At 29.3% G+C, this 18,444-nt stretch carries 17 protein-coding genes; 13 read left to right on the top strand and 4 right to left on the bottom strand.

What is annotated here, in order from left to right:
• Positions 1-78: 78 nt before the first annotated feature.
• On the bottom strand, positions 79-2,769 hold the full coding sequence (locus J3359_RS17865) for a putative LPS assembly protein LptD (RefSeq protein WP_208078519.1): 2,691 nt from the start codon (positions 2,767-2,769) through the stop codon (positions 79-81).
• A gap of 93 nt (positions 2,770-2,862) precedes the next feature.
• Here J3359_RS17865 and J3359_RS17870 point away from each other — a divergent pair, with 93 nt between their 5' ends.
• The 13 genes from J3359_RS17870 (at position 2,863) to J3359_RS17930 (ending at position 14,696) form a co-directional block, all read left to right on the top strand.
• Positions 2,863-3,954, top strand: coding sequence for an N-acetylmuramoyl-L-alanine amidase family protein (locus J3359_RS17870; RefSeq protein ID WP_208078521.1), 1,092 nt, complete (start codon positions 2,863-2,865; stop codon positions 3,952-3,954).
• A gap of 53 nt (positions 3,955-4,007) precedes the next feature.
• On the top strand, positions 4,008-4,961 hold the full coding sequence (locus tag J3359_RS17875; RefSeq protein WP_208078523.1) for an MlaD family protein: 954 nt from the start codon (positions 4,008-4,010) through the stop codon (positions 4,959-4,961).
• Between the two features lie 17 nt (positions 4,962-4,978).
• On the top strand, positions 4,979-6,295 hold the full coding sequence (locus J3359_RS17880) for a 4Fe-4S dicluster domain-containing protein (protein ID WP_208078525.1): 1,317 nt from the start codon (positions 4,979-4,981) through the stop codon (positions 6,293-6,295).
• Between the two features lie 108 nt (positions 6,296-6,403).
• Positions 6,404-7,183 carry a (Fe-S)-binding protein gene (locus J3359_RS17885; RefSeq protein WP_208078526.1) on the top strand — a complete coding sequence of 260 codons (780 nt, stop codon included), beginning with the start codon at positions 6,404-6,406 and terminating at the stop codon, positions 7,181-7,183.
• Between the two features lie 2 nt (positions 7,184-7,185).
• On the top strand, positions 7,186-7,581 hold the full coding sequence (locus tag J3359_RS17890) for an SPOR domain-containing protein (RefSeq protein ID WP_208078528.1): 396 nt from the start codon (positions 7,186-7,188) through the stop codon (positions 7,579-7,581).
• A 12-nt stretch (positions 7,582-7,593) separates the two neighbouring features.
• The gene (locus J3359_RS17895; RefSeq protein WP_208078530.1) at positions 7,594-7,980 is read left to right on the top strand and encodes an SPOR domain-containing protein; all 387 of its coding nucleotides are present in this window, start codon (positions 7,594-7,596) and stop codon (positions 7,978-7,980) included.
• Positions 7,981-8,000: 20 nt separating this feature from the next.
• Positions 8,001-8,510 (top strand): PH domain-containing protein, encoded by a 510-nt coding sequence (locus J3359_RS17900; protein WP_208078531.1) that lies wholly within the window; start codon positions 8,001-8,003, stop codon positions 8,508-8,510.
• Positions 8,503-10,002 carry a PH domain-containing protein gene (locus J3359_RS17905; RefSeq protein ID WP_208078532.1) on the top strand — a complete coding sequence of 500 codons (1,500 nt, stop codon included), beginning with the start codon at positions 8,503-8,505 and terminating at the stop codon, positions 10,000-10,002. Before J3359_RS17900 ends, J3359_RS17905 begins: the two co-directional genes overlap by 8 nt.
• On the top strand, positions 9,993-10,949 hold the full coding sequence (gene menA, locus J3359_RS17910; protein WP_208078533.1) for a 1,4-dihydroxy-2-naphthoate octaprenyltransferase: 957 nt from the start codon (positions 9,993-9,995) through the stop codon (positions 10,947-10,949). Before J3359_RS17905 ends, menA begins: the two co-directional genes overlap by 10 nt.
• A gap of 12 nt (positions 10,950-10,961) precedes the next feature.
• A complete protein-coding gene (locus tag J3359_RS17915) occupies positions 10,962-11,486 on the top strand; it encodes an SRPBCC family protein (protein ID WP_208078534.1) in 525 nt (174 codons plus the stop codon).
• 71 nt (positions 11,487-11,557) lie between these two features.
• Entirely contained in the window at positions 11,558-12,604 is a 1,047-nt protein-coding gene (locus J3359_RS17920) for an o-succinylbenzoate synthase (RefSeq protein WP_208080522.1), read from the top strand.
• Positions 12,605-12,631: 27 nt separating this feature from the next.
• Positions 12,632-13,609 (top strand): CPBP family intramembrane glutamic endopeptidase, encoded by a 978-nt coding sequence (locus tag J3359_RS17925; protein ID WP_208078535.1) that lies wholly within the window; start codon positions 12,632-12,634, stop codon positions 13,607-13,609.
• Positions 13,596-14,696, top strand: a complete 1,101-nt coding sequence (locus J3359_RS17930; protein WP_208078536.1) for an AMP-binding protein — start codon at positions 13,596-13,598, stop codon at positions 14,694-14,696. The genes J3359_RS17925 and J3359_RS17930 overlap by 14 nt, the downstream gene beginning before the upstream one ends.
• A 159-nt stretch (positions 14,697-14,855) precedes the next feature.
• Here J3359_RS17930 and J3359_RS17935 read toward each other — a convergent pair whose 3' ends face one another.
• The 3 genes from J3359_RS17935 to J3359_RS17945 all read right to left on the bottom strand — a co-directional run bounded on the left by J3359_RS17935 (position 14,856) and on the right by J3359_RS17945 (position 18,444).
• Positions 14,856-16,127 carry a helix-turn-helix transcriptional regulator gene (locus tag J3359_RS17935; RefSeq protein ID WP_208078537.1) on the bottom strand — a complete coding sequence of 424 codons (1,272 nt, stop codon included), beginning with the start codon at positions 16,125-16,127 and terminating at the stop codon, positions 14,856-14,858.
• A gap of 245 nt (positions 16,128-16,372) precedes the next feature.
• Complete coding sequence (locus tag J3359_RS17940; RefSeq protein WP_208078538.1) at positions 16,373-17,092, bottom strand: YebC/PmpR family DNA-binding transcriptional regulator; 720 nt, start codon at positions 17,090-17,092, stop codon at positions 16,373-16,375.
• Positions 17,093-17,259: 167 nt separating this feature from the next.
• Positions 17,260-18,444: an acetate/propionate family kinase gene (locus J3359_RS17945; protein WP_208078540.1), complete on the bottom strand. Its 1,185-nt coding sequence runs from the start codon at positions 18,442-18,444 to the stop codon at positions 17,260-17,262.

Consider the following 18,444-nt stretch of genomic DNA (forward strand, 5'->3'; position numbering starts at 1 on the left):
TATCAAGCGATTTTATAGCAGTATAAACGATAATAAAAACCCAATATTGTTAAAATAATAAACGAAATATTATTCGTCTTAAAACAATCTTCTATCTGGTGGTTTATTTTTATCCCATTTTAAATCTGCTAAAACAGAAGATTTTACACCAATAAAAAAGGTATAAGAAGAATTTGTACCGAAAGGAACCCAGTTAAAATTGAATTGCCAACTATCTAAATCTCTTGTAAAATTAAATCTAGAAAATGTAAATGCGCCACCTTTAAAATCGTAACCAGAAGAATAACCAACTTTCCATTTTGGAGATAACTCTAAATTACCACTAAAAATTAAACTCTGTACTCCTATTTTTCCTCCATCAATGCCATTATTATTGTAATTTGTAGAATAGGCTAAATTAATGGACCAAGGAATATCTGCATTGTAAAGTTCTGCTTTTTTATCTTTATTATTAGAGTTCGATTTGTTAGAGGACCCAAAACGATTTGTTTGGTCTATATCACCTCCTATAATATCTGGAGGGTTGTTCCCAGAATTGGTGTTTGTTTTATTCTTATCATCTTCTTTGTCTTTTTTAAAATCGGCGCTAGAAATAGAGTAGTTTGCTGTTAAACTCGCATTTGTTAGTCTTGGAAATCCAGAGTTAAATTCATCGATATTTATAATAGAGCCATTAACTTTAATCACTTTATAAGGGTCTAAAGAGCCACTTAAATTAACAGCTAATTTATCTTTAAAGAAGCGGGTTCCTGCAGAAAAACTAATATTAGACCATCGCAAACTATCTGCAGCAATGTTATAGGAAGTGTTAAAATTTAAATTGTTTAAAAGTGTTATTTTTTTATCTTCTTCGTCACTATCTGGGTCATCTGATGCGACTTTGGCTTCCAAAACATTGTTTACAGAAATTCCAATAGAATTACTTAATCCTGTAGATGGAGCTTTGTATAAACTATTATCGAAAATAGTGTACTGTTCAAAATCTAAAGGGTCTGCACTTTTGCGAACTTGTTTTACATATTGGCTACCAAAATCTGGCCTGTAAGAATAAGAAATAGAGGGTCTAAGAGTGTGTCTAATCGTTTTTAATTTTCCTCTTTTAAAATTAAATGTACCATAAATGTTTGTAGATAAACTAACTCCTAAATTATAGGTTCTAAAAGACTTAAAACCAACTAAAGAATCGGTTCTAACTTCTGCACGAATAGGGTCGTATTCTTTTTCGATATAATTAAAATTCCAAGATTCTTCGTAATTTGCGCTTGGCGAAATTGTAAAATATTTAAAAGCTTTTAAGTTGGTGTTGGTTCCTGTTCTATGTCGCATTCCAGACTTAGCAGTTTTAAACATCTTAGCAGTTAAAAAATTATCTTCTGTTGTATTTATTAAATACTGGGCTTGCATTGTATAGTTGAAACCCATTTTTTGAATTGGGTTTTTCTTTACACCATCTTTACCTGCAAATGGGTAAATTCGGTTCATATTCAACGTTAACGAAGGCAAAGTCATTGTAATTCTTTTTGTATTCGTATTTTGTTGGTGTGTTGCAGTAACATTCATATTAAAAGGTGTTCCAACAAAAGTTTTACTATAATTTACAGACGAGTTAAAAGAGTTGTTTTGTGATTGAGAAATATTAGATTGGTTTAAAGACTGCCTAAAAAAACGACTACTTCCTAAATTAACAGAAGCTGTAAATCTAGAATTAGGACTTGCTTTAGAATCTTGATTGTGAGACCAACGTAAGTTAAAATTATTAGATTTAGAGAAATTTTTAAAACCACGAATTCCATTAATTATATTTTCGTAGTTAAAGCTAAAAGAGCCATTAAAACGATATCTTTTATTATAGTTAGAGTTGGCTCGAAAACCCCAAGTTCCATTAGAATAAGCGTCTCCAGTAATTGCAAGATCTATATAATCGCTAATGGCAAAATAATAACCACCATTTTGGAAACCAATTCCTCTGCTAGTACTACCAGTATCGAAAGCAGGAATTAAAAAACCAGAAACACTTGTTTTTGATAATGGAAAATAAGCAAAAGGTAAAACTATTGGAGTTGGTATATCTGCTAAAACCAAATTACTAGTGCCTACAATAATTTTTTTTCCAGGGACTAACTTTGCTTTGTTTGTTGCAATATAGTAATCTGGTTTTTCTTTATCTGAAGTTGTAAAGCGAATTTTTCGAATATAAATTGTCGAGTCATTTACTCTTTTGGTTTTCTCTCCATAAGTAAACATTTCACCTTGCTTAGTTTTTAAACCATAAATTAAAGCTCTTTTGGTTTTAAAATTATATACAATAGAATCTTGTTCGGTTTCTTCGTTACCTTGTTTAAATATAGGACGTTGTACATACCCTGTACTGTCTTTTATTCCTTTGGCAAAAAGTGTGTTTTTTTTATAATCTACAATTATAATTCCTGCTTTTAAATCTATATTTGTATAGGTAATATTTGCTTCATTATATAAAGTAACCGTTTTATTTTTAGCATCTTGTATTGTATAATCTGTAGCAACATGCGTTATAATGTCTTCTATGCTTTCTTTCGGTTTTATAGTATCTAAAGAAGTCGTATCCTTTTTTTTACGTAAAAGAGTGTCCTTTTTTAAATTTGGAATGCTATCTTTTTTAAGTGGAGCAATCGTATCTCTTTTTCCAAGAGGAACAACTGTTTTTTTAGTTGGTTTTATATCTTGAGAAAACCCTAGCTTTATAAAAAAGAAGCAACAAAATAAAAGTATGTATGATAGGTTTGTTTGCAATGCTTTAAATACTATTTTTGTATGCGAGTAAAAATATGGCTCAATAATTGAAGTTCCAAATTAATAAACGCCAAAATTAGTTAAATTTTATTGATGCAATCCCAACAAAAACACAAAAAAATAAATAAAAAGAAAAATCTTTTTCTTTTATTCCTTCTACTCTTTTTTTTAAGTGGTATAAATATACTTGTAGCACAAAAAAAATATACAGTGGTTTTAGATGCTGGTCATGGAGGAAAAGACCCTGGCAATTTAGGAAATGGTTATAAAGAAAAAAATATTGCACTAAAAGTTGCTTTACTAGTAGGTAAAAAACTAAAAAGAAAAAAAGATGTAAAAGTAATTTTTACCCGAGATAAAGATGTTTTTATAGATTTATGGAAAAGAGGAGACATTGCAAATAATTCTAAAGCAGATTTGTTTGTGTCTATTCATTGCGATTCACACACTTCTAACGCATATGGAGCAGGAACTTTTGTATTAGGGTTAAGAGGAAATAAAAAAAACTTAGAAATTGCCAAGCGAGAAAATGCAGTAATTTTATTAGAAGATAATTTTAAAGAGCGTTATAAAGGTTTCGACCCCAATTCAGCAGAATCTGTAATTGGTTTATCTTTGCTTCAAGAAGAAAATTTAGACAAGAGTTTGGCTTTGGCGAGTATTATTCAGAATAATTTTTCATTAAAGTTAAAGAGAAACGATCGAAAAGTAAAACAAGATAATTTTCAAGTTTTAAGAGAAACGATTATGCCAAGTGTTTTAGTAGAGTTAGGTTTTCTTACGAATAAGAGAGAAGGGCGCTATTTAAATTCTAGAAAAGGACAAACACAAATGGCAAACGCTATTGCAGATGCGATTTACAGTTATATAAATAACCTTAAATTAAATACGGTTATAGAAGAGGTAACAAATAATAAGTTTAAGAGTGAAATAGAATACAAAATTCAAATCGCATCAGGAAAAAATAAAATTGCAGAAAAATCCTACAATTTTAAAGGTCTAAAAAGTGTAGAGAGAGTAAAAATTGGATCTTTTTATAAATATTATTATGGAAATACAAATTCTTATAATTTGGTAAAAAAATCTTTAAAGAAAGCAAAATCAAAAGGATACAAAACAGCATTTATTGTGGCTTTTAAAGATGGAGAGAAAATACCAGTTAAAGAAGCCGTAAAAATGAAGTAGGATTGAGTATTACTCGCAAAAATTAACTAATATTGTGTAAGATATAGAATAAAATGACAAAAGAAATAAAAATAGGAATCGTAGCAATTGTAATTATTGCATGTTCAATTTGGGGGTTCAATTTTCTGAAAGGAAAAAATTTATTAGATTCTGGAACCCGAATGTTTAAGGTAGAGTATGCTAAAATCGGGGGACTTACAAGATCCAGTTCAGTAACTATTAACGGATTAAAAGTTGGTAAAGTAGATAAAATAGAATTTGATACTTCTAAAGAAAGAAGAGGTTATTTAATTGTAACATTTATTGTAGAAAACGATTTTCAATTCTCTAAAAATAGTGTTGTAAGAATATATTCTCCAAGTCCATTAGGAGGCTCTAACTTAGCAATTGTGCCAGATTACGAAGGAGAAATGGCAGTTTCTGGAGATTTGTTACAAGGAGAAATGGAAGAAAGTTTATTTACTTCTATTGGAGAACGCTTAAACCCATTACAACAAAAAATAGAAAAAGTAATTGTAAGAGCAGATACTTTATTTAGTGGAATTAATAAAGTTTTAAATGACAAAACAATTGATGGAATTAACAGTTCCGTTTCTAATTTAGCAGCAACAATTAGCGACATTAGAAAAACGGTAAAAGCGGTAAACTCTATGGTTGTAGATAATCAAGAAAACCTAAAAGTTACACTTACAAATACAAAAAAAATTACTGGTAATTTAAGTAGATTATCAGACAGTTTAACGACGGTTAATATCAATCAAATAGTTAAAAAAGCAGAAAATGCTGTAGATAATTTTAACAAATTGTCTAAGAAAATGAACTCTGGAGATGGGTCTATAGCCAAGTTAATCAACGATAAAAAAATGTACGATAATTTAGAAGCAGCAACTAAAGAATTAGAAGAGTTGTTAAGAGATATTAAGCTAAATCCAAAAAGATATGTACATTTCTCTATTTTTGGAAAAAGTCCTGGTCCTTACCAAAAAGTAGAAAAAGTAAAAGAATAATTTAACCAACCTTACATATGCAATACCTACCAAACATACTTTTTGCCATTGCTTTAATTGCTGGTATCGGTTTTTTTGTGATAAATATTCGCAAACTAACTAGAAACATTAAACTAGGAAAAGATATCAACAGAACAGATAATAAATCCGAGCGTTGGAAAAATATGATAAGAATTGCTTTGGGGCAATCTAAAATGGTACGAAGACCATTTTCTGGTTTCCTACATGTAATAGTGTACGTTGGTTTTATTATTATAAATATAGAAGTTTTAGAAATTATTGTAGATGGTCTTTTAGGAACTCACAGGGTTTTTAAAGGGTTTTTAGGCGATGCTTTTTATGGTTTTTTAATTGGAACTTTCGAAATATTAGCAGCCTTAGTGTTTGTTGCGGTTATTTTATTTTGGACGCGTAGAAATGTGGCAAATATCAAACGTTTTTTAAGCAGAGAAATGAAAGGTTGGCCAAAGAACGATGGAAATTTTATTCTATACTTCGAAATGGTTTTAATGACACTTTTCTTAATAATGAATGCTGCAGATCCAGCATTTCAACAAGCAGGAATTGGAAATCCAATAAGTAAGTTTATTGTACCTTTATTCGATGGTTTTTCTACAGAAACTGTTCATACAATAGAAAGAACAGCTTGGTGGATTCATATTTTAGGAATTTTGGTTTTCTTAAACTATTTATATTATTCGAAACATTTACACATTCTTCTAGCGTTTCCAAATACATTTTTTGCCAACTTAAAGCCAAAAGGACAGTTTAATAATTTAGCATCTGTTACCAACGAAGTAAAATTAATGATGGATCCAGATGCAGATCCGTATGCAACTCCAGCACAAGGAGAAGAGGATGTAGTTCCAGAAAAATTTGGCGCATCTGAAGTTACCGATTTAAATTGGGTTCAATTACTAAACGCATACACCTGTACAGAATGTGGACGATGCACCTCTGCTTGTCCTGCAAACTTAACTGGTAAAAAATTATCTCCTCGTAAAATTATGATGGATACCAGAGATCGTTTGGAAGAAGTAGGTAGAAATATCGATGCAAATGGAGGTGCTTTTAAAGACGATGGAAAGCAATTATTAAACGATTACATAAAACCAGAAGAACTGTGGGCATGCACAAGTTGTAATGCTTGTGTAGAAGAGTGCCCAGTAAATATAGATCCACTTTCTATAATTATAGATATGAGAAGATATTTAGTTATGGAAGAAAGTGCAGCACCACAAGAATTAAATGCTATGATGACGAATATAGAAAACAATGGTGCTCCTTGGCAATACAATCAACAAGATCGATTGAATTGGGCTAAGGAAAAGTAAAATTAGTAGGCAGTCTTCAATGGGCAGTAATCAGTCAGCTACTAACTGCCAACTGAAGACTGAGAACTGAAGACTGAGAACTGAGGACTAAAATAAAAATTATAAAAGATGATCGTACCAACAATGGCAGAAATGATGGCTCAAGGCAAACAACCAGAAGTATTGTTTTGGGTTGGAGCAGCAGGAAGTTATGATGATAGAGCAAAGAAAATATCAAGAGCATTCGTAAAAATATTACACGCAGCAAACGTAAATTTTGCAGTTTTAGGTACTGAAGAATCTTCTACAGGAGATGCCGCAAAAAGAGCAGGAAACGAGTTTTTGTTTCAAATGCAAGCAATAATGAATATTGAAGTTTTAAATGCTTACGAAGTAAAGAAAATAGTTACTTGCGATCCACATTCCTTCAATACTTTAAAAAATGAATATCCAGAATTAGGTGGAAAATACGAAGTTTTTCACCATACACAATTTATTCAAAATTTAATTGCTGAAAGACGATTAAAAATAGACGAAAATACTTTACAAGGAAAAAGAGTTACGTTTCACGACCCATGTTATTTAGGAAGAGCAAACGAAGTGTACGAATCTCCACGAGATTTAATTCGCAGGTTAGGCGTAAACTTAACAGAGATGAAACGTAGCAAAAGAACTGCATTATGTTGTGGAGCAGGAGGAGCGCAAATGTTTAAAGATGCAGAAGCTGGAGATAAAGAAGTAAATGTTTTAAGAACAGAAGACGCTTTAGAAACCAAACCAGAAATTATAGCAACAGGTTGCCCTTATTGTAACACAATGATGACTGATGGAATAAAATTCAAGGAAAAAGAAACAGAAGTTAAAGTAAAAGACATTGCAGAATTAATTGCAGAAGCTAATAATTTATAATTATGAGAAAAATTTTCTTATTTATTTTCACACTATCCATATTTGTAATACCTAATACAATTACAGCGCAAGAAAAGTATGTAGAGTATTTAAATGTAATAGCAACTAATTTGTCTGATATTTATATAAAATCTAACGAAAGTTTATTCTTTACAGTTCAAATAGCGGCATTTACAAATAAAAATAGCGATTTAGAAAAAATTAAGAATATTGTTATAATAAGAGAAAAAGATAATTTATTAAAATATAGATTAGGAGAATTTCCTACCTATAAAGAAGCTACAGAATACAAAAGAATTGTTTTAAGTGTTTGTAAAGATGCATTTATTGTTCCTATTAAAAATGGAGAACGAATTCATATTAAAGAAGCTTTAAAAGAACCTTCAGTTAATTTATAAAAGTAAAAAAAGATGAAAAAAATAATAATTATATTCTCGATGATGGTTTTACTGTTTTCATGTGGAAATAAAGAAGTGAAAAAAGAAAAGCAAGAGATTGTAGCACCTGTACCAACAGATACTATTGTTAAAGAAGAGGTTGTAGAAGCCCAAGAACCAAGTCTTGTTTTTACGGTACAAATTGCGGCGTTAAGAAACCCTAATAACCAATTAGCAAATCTAGAAGGTGTAAATACGTTCGAAGAAAATTTACTAACAAAATATAGAATAGGTACTTTCGAAACCTACGAAGAAGCTAGAAGTAAAAGAAATCAATTACGTTACAAATACAAAGGAGCCTTTGTACAAGCTTTAAAAAATAATCGCCCTATAAATATTAAAGAAGCATTAAATAATTAATAATTTTTACTACTTTTTTAATGGCAGATACTTTTCAAAATAATACAATTACACATTTTCCAGATATTTCTAAAATTAATTTTATAGCTATCGAAAAGAAATATTTAAAAGTAATTTTATTAAATATTGGCATCGTCTTTACAGTCTTATTCGCAGCCGTTTTTATTATTGATTATAAAGATTTATTCGAATTGAAAGAACATTCTATATGGTTATATGTAGTTGTTTTTATATTTTTGCTAATAACGCTTTCCATTAAAATTATTGGTTTTAAAAAGAAAAAATTTGCAGTAAGAGAAAAAGATATTTCTTATAAAAATGGCATTTTTTTTAGAACATTAACAACTGTTCCTTTCAATAGAATACAACATGTAGAGATAGATCAAGGCCCTTTTTCTCGTTATTTTAACTTGGTTACTCTAAGCGTTTTTACTGCAGGCGATAGTAGCGACGATTTAACAATAAAAGGACTTATAAAAGAGGAAGCAACTAAAATTAAAGAATTTATCAGCAATCAAATAGATGGATAATTCAGAAGATTTTAGCCATTTTAGGAGGCAATCTAAAAAAGGGATTCTTATTATTTATTTGAATTTACTCTATAAAGTGCTCAAAGCATTTTGGATTTTACTATTTCTTTTCATTCAAAAGTTTTCTAAAATTTCCGAAACCACCTTAAACTATATTTATTTAGGTGTTTTGGTTGTACTCGTTTTTTTCTTAGTAAGAGCTTTCTTAATTTTTAAAAACTTTCAATTTAAAATAGAAAATAATCACTTTATCTTAAAAAGAGGAATCCTAAAAAAAACCAACATTTCCATTCCTTTTGATAGAATACAGAACATTAATTTTAAGCAAAATATTATACAGCAAATAATTAATGTACATGAAGTAAATATAGAAACTGCAGGTTCTGCAAAAGCAGAAATTTCCATAAAAGCATTATCTTTTAAAGAAGCAAAAGCTTTAAAAAATGCAGTTACAATTTTCGATAAAAAAAATGTAACCCAAGAAACACAAATTACAGAAAAACCATTAATAAAAGTAGGTTTTTTAGAGTTAATAAAGGTAAGTTTAACCGAAAATCATTTACAAAGTTTATTACTGCTATTTGCCATTTTAATCGGTTTTTACCAGCAAATAAGCGAACTTTTCGATGGTTTGGGAAAAAGAGAAGTGTTAGACGATTATATTTCAGAAAATACATCAACATTAGAAACCAGTGTTTTTTTAATTGTTGGTTTGTTAATATTCTTTACAGTAATTGCGGTTTTAAGTTCTTTGGTTCGTGTGTTTTTAAGGCATTTTAATTTAACGGTTTTTGTAAAAAACAACGCACTAGAAATTTACCAAGGTTTAACCACCAAAAATTCGGTAATTTTAAAGAAAGATAAAGTGCAACACATTACAGTTTCTTCGAATCCAATAAAAGAGAAATTAGGAATTTCATTTATTACTTTTAAACAAGCAATTAGCGGAAAAGTAAAAAAGAAACAGCATAAAATTATAAAAATTGTTGGTTGTAAATCTGCACAAGTTGCAACCATAAAAGACTTATTGTTTCCGAATGAAAATTTAGAAGGTTTACATAAAAACTATCCAGATGCTTATTTTAGAGCTAGATTGTATTTTAGAAGTATATTATTTTTCTTACTATTAAATACAGGACTTTATTTTGGTTTTGAAAGCTTACACGTCTTTTGGATGAATGCTTTATTAGTACCAATTTTTATATTTTTTATCGAACTAAAATTCAGAAAAAGATATTATTTATTTAATGACGATTTATTGTTGTTAGGTTCTGGAAGTATAGAAACACACAAAACCTATTTGCCATTCTATAAAGTGCAAAATGTAAAGTTGAAGCAAACCATTTTTCAAGCAAGAAAAAACGTGGCAGACATTGTTTTTCAAACAGCTTCAGGAAAAATAAAAATACCCTGCATTCAGTTAGAAAATGCACAAAAAATATATAATTACACATTGTTTAAAGTAGAAACGAGTAAAAAATTATGGATGTAAAAAGTTATATAAAAGCAGCTCGTTTAAGAACTTTGCCACTATCTATTTCTGGAATTATTGTGGGAAGTATTTTGGGAAATCATTTTAATTTTAATGTTTTTTCGGAAAAATATTTTGAAACTATGGTTTGTATATCATATCCTAATATATTGATATCTCCAATTTTCTGGTTGGCAATTTTAACCACAATTGGTTTTCAGGTTTTGTCAAATTTTGCAAACGATTATGGAGATGGCATTAAAGGGTCAGACAACAACAGAACAGGAGAAGCAAGAATGGTTTCTTCTGGAGCCATCACACCAAAACAAATGAAAATGGCAATGATAATTACTACAATTATCACTTTAATAATTGCTTTGCTTTTGATTTATGTTGCTTTCGGAAGCGAAAATTTTGGATATTCTATCTTGTTTTTCGTTTTAGGAATTGCATCCATTGCAGCAGCCATAAAATACACAGTAGGTAACTCAGCTTACGGTTACAGTGGTTTTGGAGATGTATTTGTCTTTTTGTTTTTCGGATTGTTAAGCGTTGTTGGAAGTTATTTTTTGTACACAAAACAAATTCATTTTATAATTTTCTTACCTGCAATTTCAATCGGTTTGTTAAGTACAGCAGTTTTAAATTTGAATAATTTAAGAGACAGAGAAGAAGATAAAAAAAACAATAAAAATACGTTGGTTGTAAAATTAGGTACAGAAAAAGCAAAGAAATATCATTATTTTTTAATATTTGGAGCATTAATTACAGCTTTAATATATGTGTTTTTAGATTTTAACTCCATTTATCAGTTGGTATTTTTAATAGCGTTTGTACCTTTGATTAAAAATGTAAAAACGGTTGCAGAAAACACAATTCCTGCTACATTAGATAGCGAATTAAAAAAAGTAGCATTAAGTACATTTTTATTTGCAATTCTAATTGCAATTGGACAAACAGTTTTTTAAAAGAATAATAGTATGAAAGCAATAAAAATAATTTTAGTGGTCATTACAATGTTGGTTTTGCTATTTTTTGCAACAGGTTTAATTGTAAAAGAAACAAAATATACAGCACAAGTTTCTATAGACAAACCTGTCGAAGAAGTTTTTAATCAATTTAATGAACCAGAAAACATGAAAAATTGGATTCCAGAAATTAAATCTTTCGAAACTATAAATAAGAACCAAGGAATTACAGGAAGTGTTTACAAGTTGGTGGTAAACAATCAAGGGCAAGATATTACTATGACAGAAAAAGTAATGGCTTACGTACCAAACGAAAAAGTAACCTTATTTTTCGATGCAGAAAATATGCTAAAAAAAGACGATTATATTTTTACAGAAAAAGAAGGGGTAACCACAGTTACATTAAATGCAAGTTGTAGAAGCGATTCGTATGTGATGGCTTGTATGTTTCCTTATTTTAAAGGAACTTTTCAAGAACAAGACCAAACGTATTTGAATAATTTCAAAAAATATATTGAAGAAGAAAAAGAAGAGTAAAATATCAGTTCGAGTAATTTTTCTAACCAAGGAATAAAAACTGTATCGAAAACTTTTTAAACAATATTAATATCTTGAAAGCAACCTACAAAAAATACATTCTCAATTTTAAAAATCCGAGTGGAACATCTCGCGGAATTTTAAGAACCAAAGAAACTTGGTTTATCATTTTAGAAGAAAATGGTAAAACAGGCATTGGAGAAACAGGTTTGTTTAGAGGTTTAAGTGTAGATGATGTTCCTAATTACGAAGAAAAACTAAAGTGGGTTTGCAAAAACATTAATCTAGGATTAGAAAAATTATTAGTAGAAGTCATTAATTTTCCTTCGATTCAATTTGGATTGGAACAAGCATTTTTATCCTTAAAAAGTAAAGATAAATTTGAATTATTTCCATCAGAATTTACCAAAGGAATACAAACAATTCCAATAAATGGTTTGGTTTGGATGGGAGATACCGAGTTTATGAAGTCGCAAATAAAAGAAAAACTTAAAACAGGTTTTTCTTGCATTAAAATGAAAATTGGTGCCATAAATTTTAATGAAGAAATTAATTTATTAAAATCGATTAGAAACGAGTTTTCGGCAAATGAAATTGAGTTGCGAGTAGATGCAAATGGTGCTTTTAGTTCGAATGAAGCACTTGAAAAATTAAAAAGATTATCGGAATTGAATTTGCATTCCATAGAACAGCCCATAAAACAAGGGCAATTGCAAGAAATGGCAATGTTGTGTGAGAAAACACCTTTACCTATTGCATTAGATGAAGAATTAATTGGTGTATTTTCATCAGAAGAAAAAAAGAAGGTAATAGAAACTATAAAGCCACAATATATTATTCTAAAACCAAGTTTAATAGGAGGTTTTTTAGGAAGTAAGGAATGGATTCAGTTGGCAGAAAAGAATAAATCTGGTTGGTGGATTACATCTGCTTTAGAAAGTAATATTGGGTTGAATGCGATTGCACAATTCACTTTTACTTTAAATAACAAATTGCCACAAGGTTTGGGAACAGGAGGTTTGTTTATCAATAATTTTGAAAGCCCTATAGAAGTAAAAAACGGAACATTACAGTATAATGTGCTAAATAAATGGAAAATAGACCTCAAAGGTTTCTAAAACCTTTGAGGTCTAAAATAAAAAAATATGAACTACATTCAACAAGTATACAAAGGAAAAAACGAATGGTACCATTGGGTAATTACCATTATAATTATCTTTTTTGGATGGCAAATTTTAGGAGCAATTCCTTTGTTAATGGCAGCAGCTGCAAAATCGAAAGACATCAATCAGTTTTCGGAATTTGCAAAAGACAATTTTATGACAGCAGGTATTGATAAAAACCTGTTACTTGCTCTAATGATATTTACTTTTTTTGTAGGTTTAATTTCACTTTTAATTGCGGTTAAATATGTACATAAAAGAACAATTACTTCTTTAGTAACTAGCAGAAATAAAATCGATTGGAAGCGTTTTTTCTATGGTTTTTTTGTGTGGGGAATTATTGCAGTACTATTTTCTTATGTAGGAATTTTATTAGAGCCAGAAAACTATACCTGGAATTTTAATGCAATACCTTTCTTTACTTTAGTCGCAATTTCGTTTCTATTTATTCCTTTTCAAACAAGTTTCGAAGAACTGCTTTTTAGAGGATATTTTATGCAAGGAATTGGAATTTTAGCAAAAAATAGATGGGTTCCATTAGTAATAACTTCCGTAGTTTTTGGCTTGTTGCATGGCGCAAACCCAGAAGTTGCTAAATTGGGGCAAATAACTATGGTTTTTTATATTGGAACTGGTTTGTTTTACGGAATTATTACATTAATGGACGAAGGAGCAGAAATTGCCTTGGGTTTACATGCTGTAAATAATATTACAGCTGCGTTTTTTATTACGACAGATTGGACTGTTTTTCAAACAGATGCTTTGTACATAGACACTTCAGAACCCTCTGTAAATTGGGAAATGTTTTTACCCGTTTTTGTTTTATATCCTTTCATGTTATTCATTTTTTCAAAAAAATACGGTTGGCAAAATTGGAAAGAAAAGCTAACAGGTAAAATTACAGAACCCGTAAACTTAAAAGAAAATTACAGAGTTTTAGAAAATATTGGTACAGAATAAACTTCATAAAAGCTTTCAATTAAATGGCAATTCATTTTCTAATGTTGATGAGTTAATCGTTTACGCTCAAAATTTTTCCAAAGAACTATATCCATTTTTAAAAGAATGGTTTTCGAATAAAAATTTTATAACTGTACAAACTTCTGGCTCTACTGGAACACCAAAAACAATTCAATTACAAAAAGAATATGTTGTAAACTCTGCTTTAGCAACTGGCAATTATTTTTCTTTACCTAAAAATACAACAGCTTTATTATGCTTGCCAATCGAATATATTGCAGGTAAATTAATGCTTGTTCGTGCAATTACTTTAGGTTGGTATTTAGATAGCATGCAACCAAATTCTAATCCTTTAAAAAAGGTTTCTAAAGAGTACGATTTTTCTGCAATGGTTCCTTTGCAAGTGGAAAATTCTATGGAGAATTTACATCAAATTAAAAAACTAATTGTGGGTGGAGGTGTGGTTTCGAATCAACTTCAAAATAAATTACAAAAAGTTTCTACGAAGGTTTTTGCCACTTATGGAATGACTGAAACGATTACACATATTGCTGTTAAAAAGTTAAACGATAATCAAAATGAAAAACAAATGTCTCCTCGAGCGCACTCGAGAGGTTATTTTTCTGTATTACCAAACGTAACGATTTACAAAGACGAGAGAAATTGTTTGGTTATAGAAGCTCCAAAAGTTTCTAGAGAAATAATATTTACAAACGATATTGTTCATTTAATTTCAGACACTCAATTCGAGTGGTTAGGACGTTTTGATAACGTGATTAATTCTGGAGGAATTAAATTGCATCCAGAAAAAATAGAAGAAAAGCTTTCCGAAATTATTGAAAATCGCTTTTTTGTAGCTGGAATTGCCGATGAAAAATTAGGTGAAAAATTAGTTTTAATTGTAGAGTTAGGAAGCTTTAAAGCTTCAAAGTTTCAAGTTTTACTGGAGAGCAAAATCGAGAATTTAACAGTGCTTTCTAAATTCGAAATTCCTAAAGAAATTTATTTCACAAAGAAATTTGTGGAAACTGAAACAGGTAAAATTCAACGTAGTAAAACGCTTTTAAAAATACAAACTAAGCTATAAAGTTTGTTTCGTTTTAGTTTAGTATTTTCAATCGTTTTTATTTTTTTAAAATTGGTAGAAAATATAAGTTTAAGAGGCTGAAAATAAGTTATTTTACCTATAAAAAAATAACTTATTAAAAACCTAGGTTATAATGTCGATCTCTATTGGCTTTAAAAACTACTCGAAATTTAATAAATAGTCACGTAAATCTATATCTTCGTCTAAGTTCATTTTTTTCTTAATTCGGTATCTCGCTGTTTGCACAGATCTTGGGTCTATTAAAAGAATTTTAGCAATTTCTTTGGTATGCATATGTAGTTTTATAAAAATGCAATGTCTTAACTCAGTTTCAGAAAGGTTTGGATGTTTTTTTATTATTTTATCATAAAAACCATTATTTACTGCATCAAAATGTTTTTTTAATGTTTCCCAATCATCATCTCTTTCTAAAATATGGTCTATTTTTTTTAGAATGCTTTTAATCTCATTTTTATCTTCAGTTTTAATACCTCTTAAATCGGCTTTTATTTCTTTAAAATGTTGTTTATTATGTAATAGATTGGTGTTACAAGTAAGCATTTCTTTCTCTTTTTTAAGAATATTATTTTTTAAAGTATCATTGACTTTTTGTATTTCTATATTCTTGTTTTTATTTGCAATTAATACAAAGTAACTTACTATAAAACCAATAATAAGTAAAATAGCCAATATAAATATTACGATATTTAAACTGTATATATAATTCTGTTGCGAGTCCATTTTAAGAACTACTTTATCATATTCGAACTTGGTGTTTAAATCTTGTATTTTTTTAAGAAGGTTGCTGTTTATTTTATTTTTATTCTCAACAATTAAATTCAAAACTTCAGGATTTGTATGTCCAAGAAGCTCCATGCTAAAAATACAATCGCTAGAAGACTCATAGGCTTGGTGAACAGAAACACTTATAACTACTTCTTTGTTTTCTGGAATTAAACTTTTATTTAAAAAGTAAGCATAAAAAATACTCTCAGCATTTCCTTCAATGGTATTTGTAGCCAACGTTGTATTTTTTATTTTTATACTTGGCATATTATCTCTAACGACTTCTTCTCCATCAAAGTAAATAATAACTCCATCGTCTCTTTGAATTTTAAGTTCATAGGCTAAATATTTATCGTTATCTAATGTTATTTTTTTTTTAAAATATTTTGTAATGTGTTTTTTTTTAGGGTTATCACCAAAACCTATTTCTGTTTTTATTTTTCTATCTCCATAACCAATTGGAGTTTTTCCTTTTTTCCAACCAGAAAAATCTGAAGAGAACATCCAGTTTTCATCTAGATATCCTTTGTCGTAATAATACCATTCGTCTCCATTTTCGATTAGCACATCTTGGCACTGGATAGAAAAAGAGATGCAACAAAGAGCTGAAAAAATAATTTTAGAAATAGTATTTATTTGTTTCATTTTAAACGATTATTGGTGATGATGTGTAAATATAGTAGTTTTTATACCTAAAAAATGGGTTTGTAGTAGTTTAGATGTATTTTTTTTTCTAAAATTATGTTTATAAAAGCTATATTTGAGTACAATTTTTGAATGATTAGTAACATATTGTATTGGGGGATAGAATATATATCTATTGAAATTCAAAAAAGAAAAAGTCGTGATTTTTTTAATCACGACTTTTGTTTTCTAGAGGTATTTTCTTGTTAAGAGTTTTCCATACTATGATATACATTTTGTACATCGTCATCTTCTTCTAATTTTTCTAAAAGCTTTTCTACATCTGCTTGTTGTTCTGCAGATACTTTAGTTGTTGTTGTTGGAATTCTTTCGAAACCAGAAGATAGAATTTCTATATTATTGTCTTCGAAATAAGATTGTAAAGCGCCAAATTGCTCGAAAGGAGCATAGATAATAACACCTTCTTCGTCATCGAAAACTTCTTCTACTTCAAAATCTATTAATTCTAACTCTAATTCTTCCATGTCTATGGTAATATCTTCTTTTTTTAAAGTAAAATTACAAGTATGGTCGAACATAAAAACTACAGAGCCAGAAGTTCCTAAGTTTCCATCACATTTATTAAAAGCAGCTCTCACATTGGCAACAGTTCTGTTGTTATTATCTGTAGCGGTTTCTAAAAGAATGGCAATTCCATGAGGGGCATAACCTTCAAAAAGCACTTCTTTATAGTTTGCAGTGTCTTTGTCAGTTGCCTTTTTAATAGCACGTTCTACATTATCTTTAGGCATATTTGCAGCCTTAGCATTTTGTATAACAGCTCTTAAACGTGAGTTCGTTTCTGGGTTTGGACCTCCTTCTTTTACTGCCATAACAATGTCTTTACCAATTCTGGTAAATGTTTTTGCCATTGCAGACCAACGTTTCATTTTTCTTGCTTTTCGAAACTCAAATGCTCTACCCATATCTAAAAAATATTAATTTAATGTGTATACAAATGTAAAAATAAGACTTTGTTTTTACAATTTTTTAAACTTAGTTTTTTTAAAATTAATCCTATAAATAGTTATGAAAATTAGGTTAATTACACTTTATTTTTAAAACAAATTTTAAAGAAAATCTATTGTTTTTTTTATTTTATTAGTTTGTAAGACTGCTTTGCAATCTCTATTTCTTCGTTTGTAGGAATGATAAGAATTTTTACTTTCGAAGTCGTTTTTTGAATTTCTCGAATCTCTTTAGAGCGAATTTCGTTTTTAGTTTCATCTAAATCAATTCCTAAGAAGTTTAAATTTTCACAAGCCAATTTTCTCATAATTGCTGAATTTTCTCCAATTCCAGCAGTGAAAATAATCGCGTCTAATCCATTTAAAACTGCTGTGTAACTTCCAATATATTTACGGATTCTATACCCTGCTAGTTTTAAAGCATTTTTACATGCTGTATTTCCTTGTTCCGCTTTTTCGGAAATTTCTCTTAAATCAGAAAAACCTGTTAAACCTAACATTCCAGATTCTTTTTGAAGTAAATTATTTACTTCTTCAACAGATTTATTTAATTTTTTCATCAAAAAGAAAAGAACAGATTGGTCGATATCTCCAGAACGTGTTCCCATAATTAAACCATTCATAGGGCCAAAACCTAAGGAGTTTTCGATACTTTTTCCGTTTTTAATGGCAGACATGCTACAGCCATTACCCAAGTGAATTGTTATAATTTTTGAAGATTTTTTGTTTAAAAAATCGATCGCTTTTTCGGAAACGTATTTATGACTTGTTCCGTGAAAGCCATAGGCTCTAATTTTATGTGTTGATAAATATTCGTTCGGAATTGCATATTGATACGCCTCTCTTGGCATGGTTTGATGAAAAGAAGTATCGAAAATGGCAATTTGTTTTGCAGAGGTAAAAATCGTTTCTGCGATTTCTATGCCTGTTAAATTTGCAGGATTGTGTAAAGGTGCTAAATCGAATAAGTCTCTAATATTGTCTTTAACTTCTTGTGTTACAATTACAGTTTTACTAAATTTACTTCCACCATGAACCACTCTATGTCCAACAGCTTTAATTTCGTTAACAGCATTTATAACACCAAGTTTTTTGTCTAATAAAGTTTTTGCAATTTTTTGTAAACCAATTTCATGATTTAAAATGGGTAAAACTTCTTGGTGCTTTTCATTATCAATTTCATGATTAAAAATAGCATCCTCCATGCCAATTCTTTCTACCAAACCAACACATTTTACATGCTGAGAAGGCATTTCTATTACTTGATACTTTAAAGAAGAAGAACCTGCATTTAAAACTAAAATATTCAT

The organism is Polaribacter cellanae, from assembly GCF_017569185.1.
GTDB classification, from domain to species: Bacteria; Bacteroidota; Bacteroidia; order Flavobacteriales; family Flavobacteriaceae; genus Polaribacter; species Polaribacter cellanae.

Coding starts and splice junctions, on each gene's coding strand:
- J3359_RS17940 (WP_208078538.1), bottom strand. CDS start 17,092: ATGGGTAGAGCATTTGAGTTTCGAAAAGCAAGAAAAATGAAACGTTGG.
- J3359_RS17885 (WP_208078526.1), top strand. CDS start 6,404: ATGATCGTACCAACAATGGCAGAAATGATGGCTCAAGGCAAACAACCA.
- J3359_RS17915 (WP_208078534.1), top strand. CDS start 10,962: ATGAAAGCAATAAAAATAATTTTAGTGGTCATTACAATGTTGGTTTTG.
- J3359_RS17895 (WP_208078530.1), top strand. CDS start 7,594: ATGAAAAAAATAATAATTATATTCTCGATGATGGTTTTACTGTTTTCA.
- J3359_RS17880 (WP_208078525.1), top strand. CDS start 4,979: ATGCAATACCTACCAAACATACTTTTTGCCATTGCTTTAATTGCTGGT.
- J3359_RS17890 (WP_208078528.1), top strand. CDS start 7,186: ATGAGAAAAATTTTCTTATTTATTTTCACACTATCCATATTTGTAATA.
- J3359_RS17925 (WP_208078535.1), top strand. CDS start 12,632: ATGAACTACATTCAACAAGTATACAAAGGAAAAAACGAATGGTACCAT.
- J3359_RS17900 (WP_208078531.1), top strand. CDS start 8,001: ATGGCAGATACTTTTCAAAATAATACAATTACACATTTTCCAGATATT.
- J3359_RS17875 (WP_208078523.1), top strand. CDS start 4,008: ATGACAAAAGAAATAAAAATAGGAATCGTAGCAATTGTAATTATTGCA.
- J3359_RS17935 (WP_208078537.1), bottom strand. CDS start 16,127: ATGAAACAAATAAATACTATTTCTAAAATTATTTTTTCAGCTCTTTGT.
- J3359_RS17870 (WP_208078521.1), top strand. CDS start 2,863: ATGCAATCCCAACAAAAACACAAAAAAATAAATAAAAAGAAAAATCTT.
- J3359_RS17945 (WP_208078540.1), bottom strand. CDS start 18,444: ATGAATATTTTAGTTTTAAATGCAGGTTCTTCTTCTTTAAAGTATCAA.
- menA (WP_208078533.1), top strand. CDS start 9,993: ATGGATGTAAAAAGTTATATAAAAGCAGCTCGTTTAAGAACTTTGCCA.
- J3359_RS17905 (WP_208078532.1), top strand. CDS start 8,503: ATGGATAATTCAGAAGATTTTAGCCATTTTAGGAGGCAATCTAAAAAA.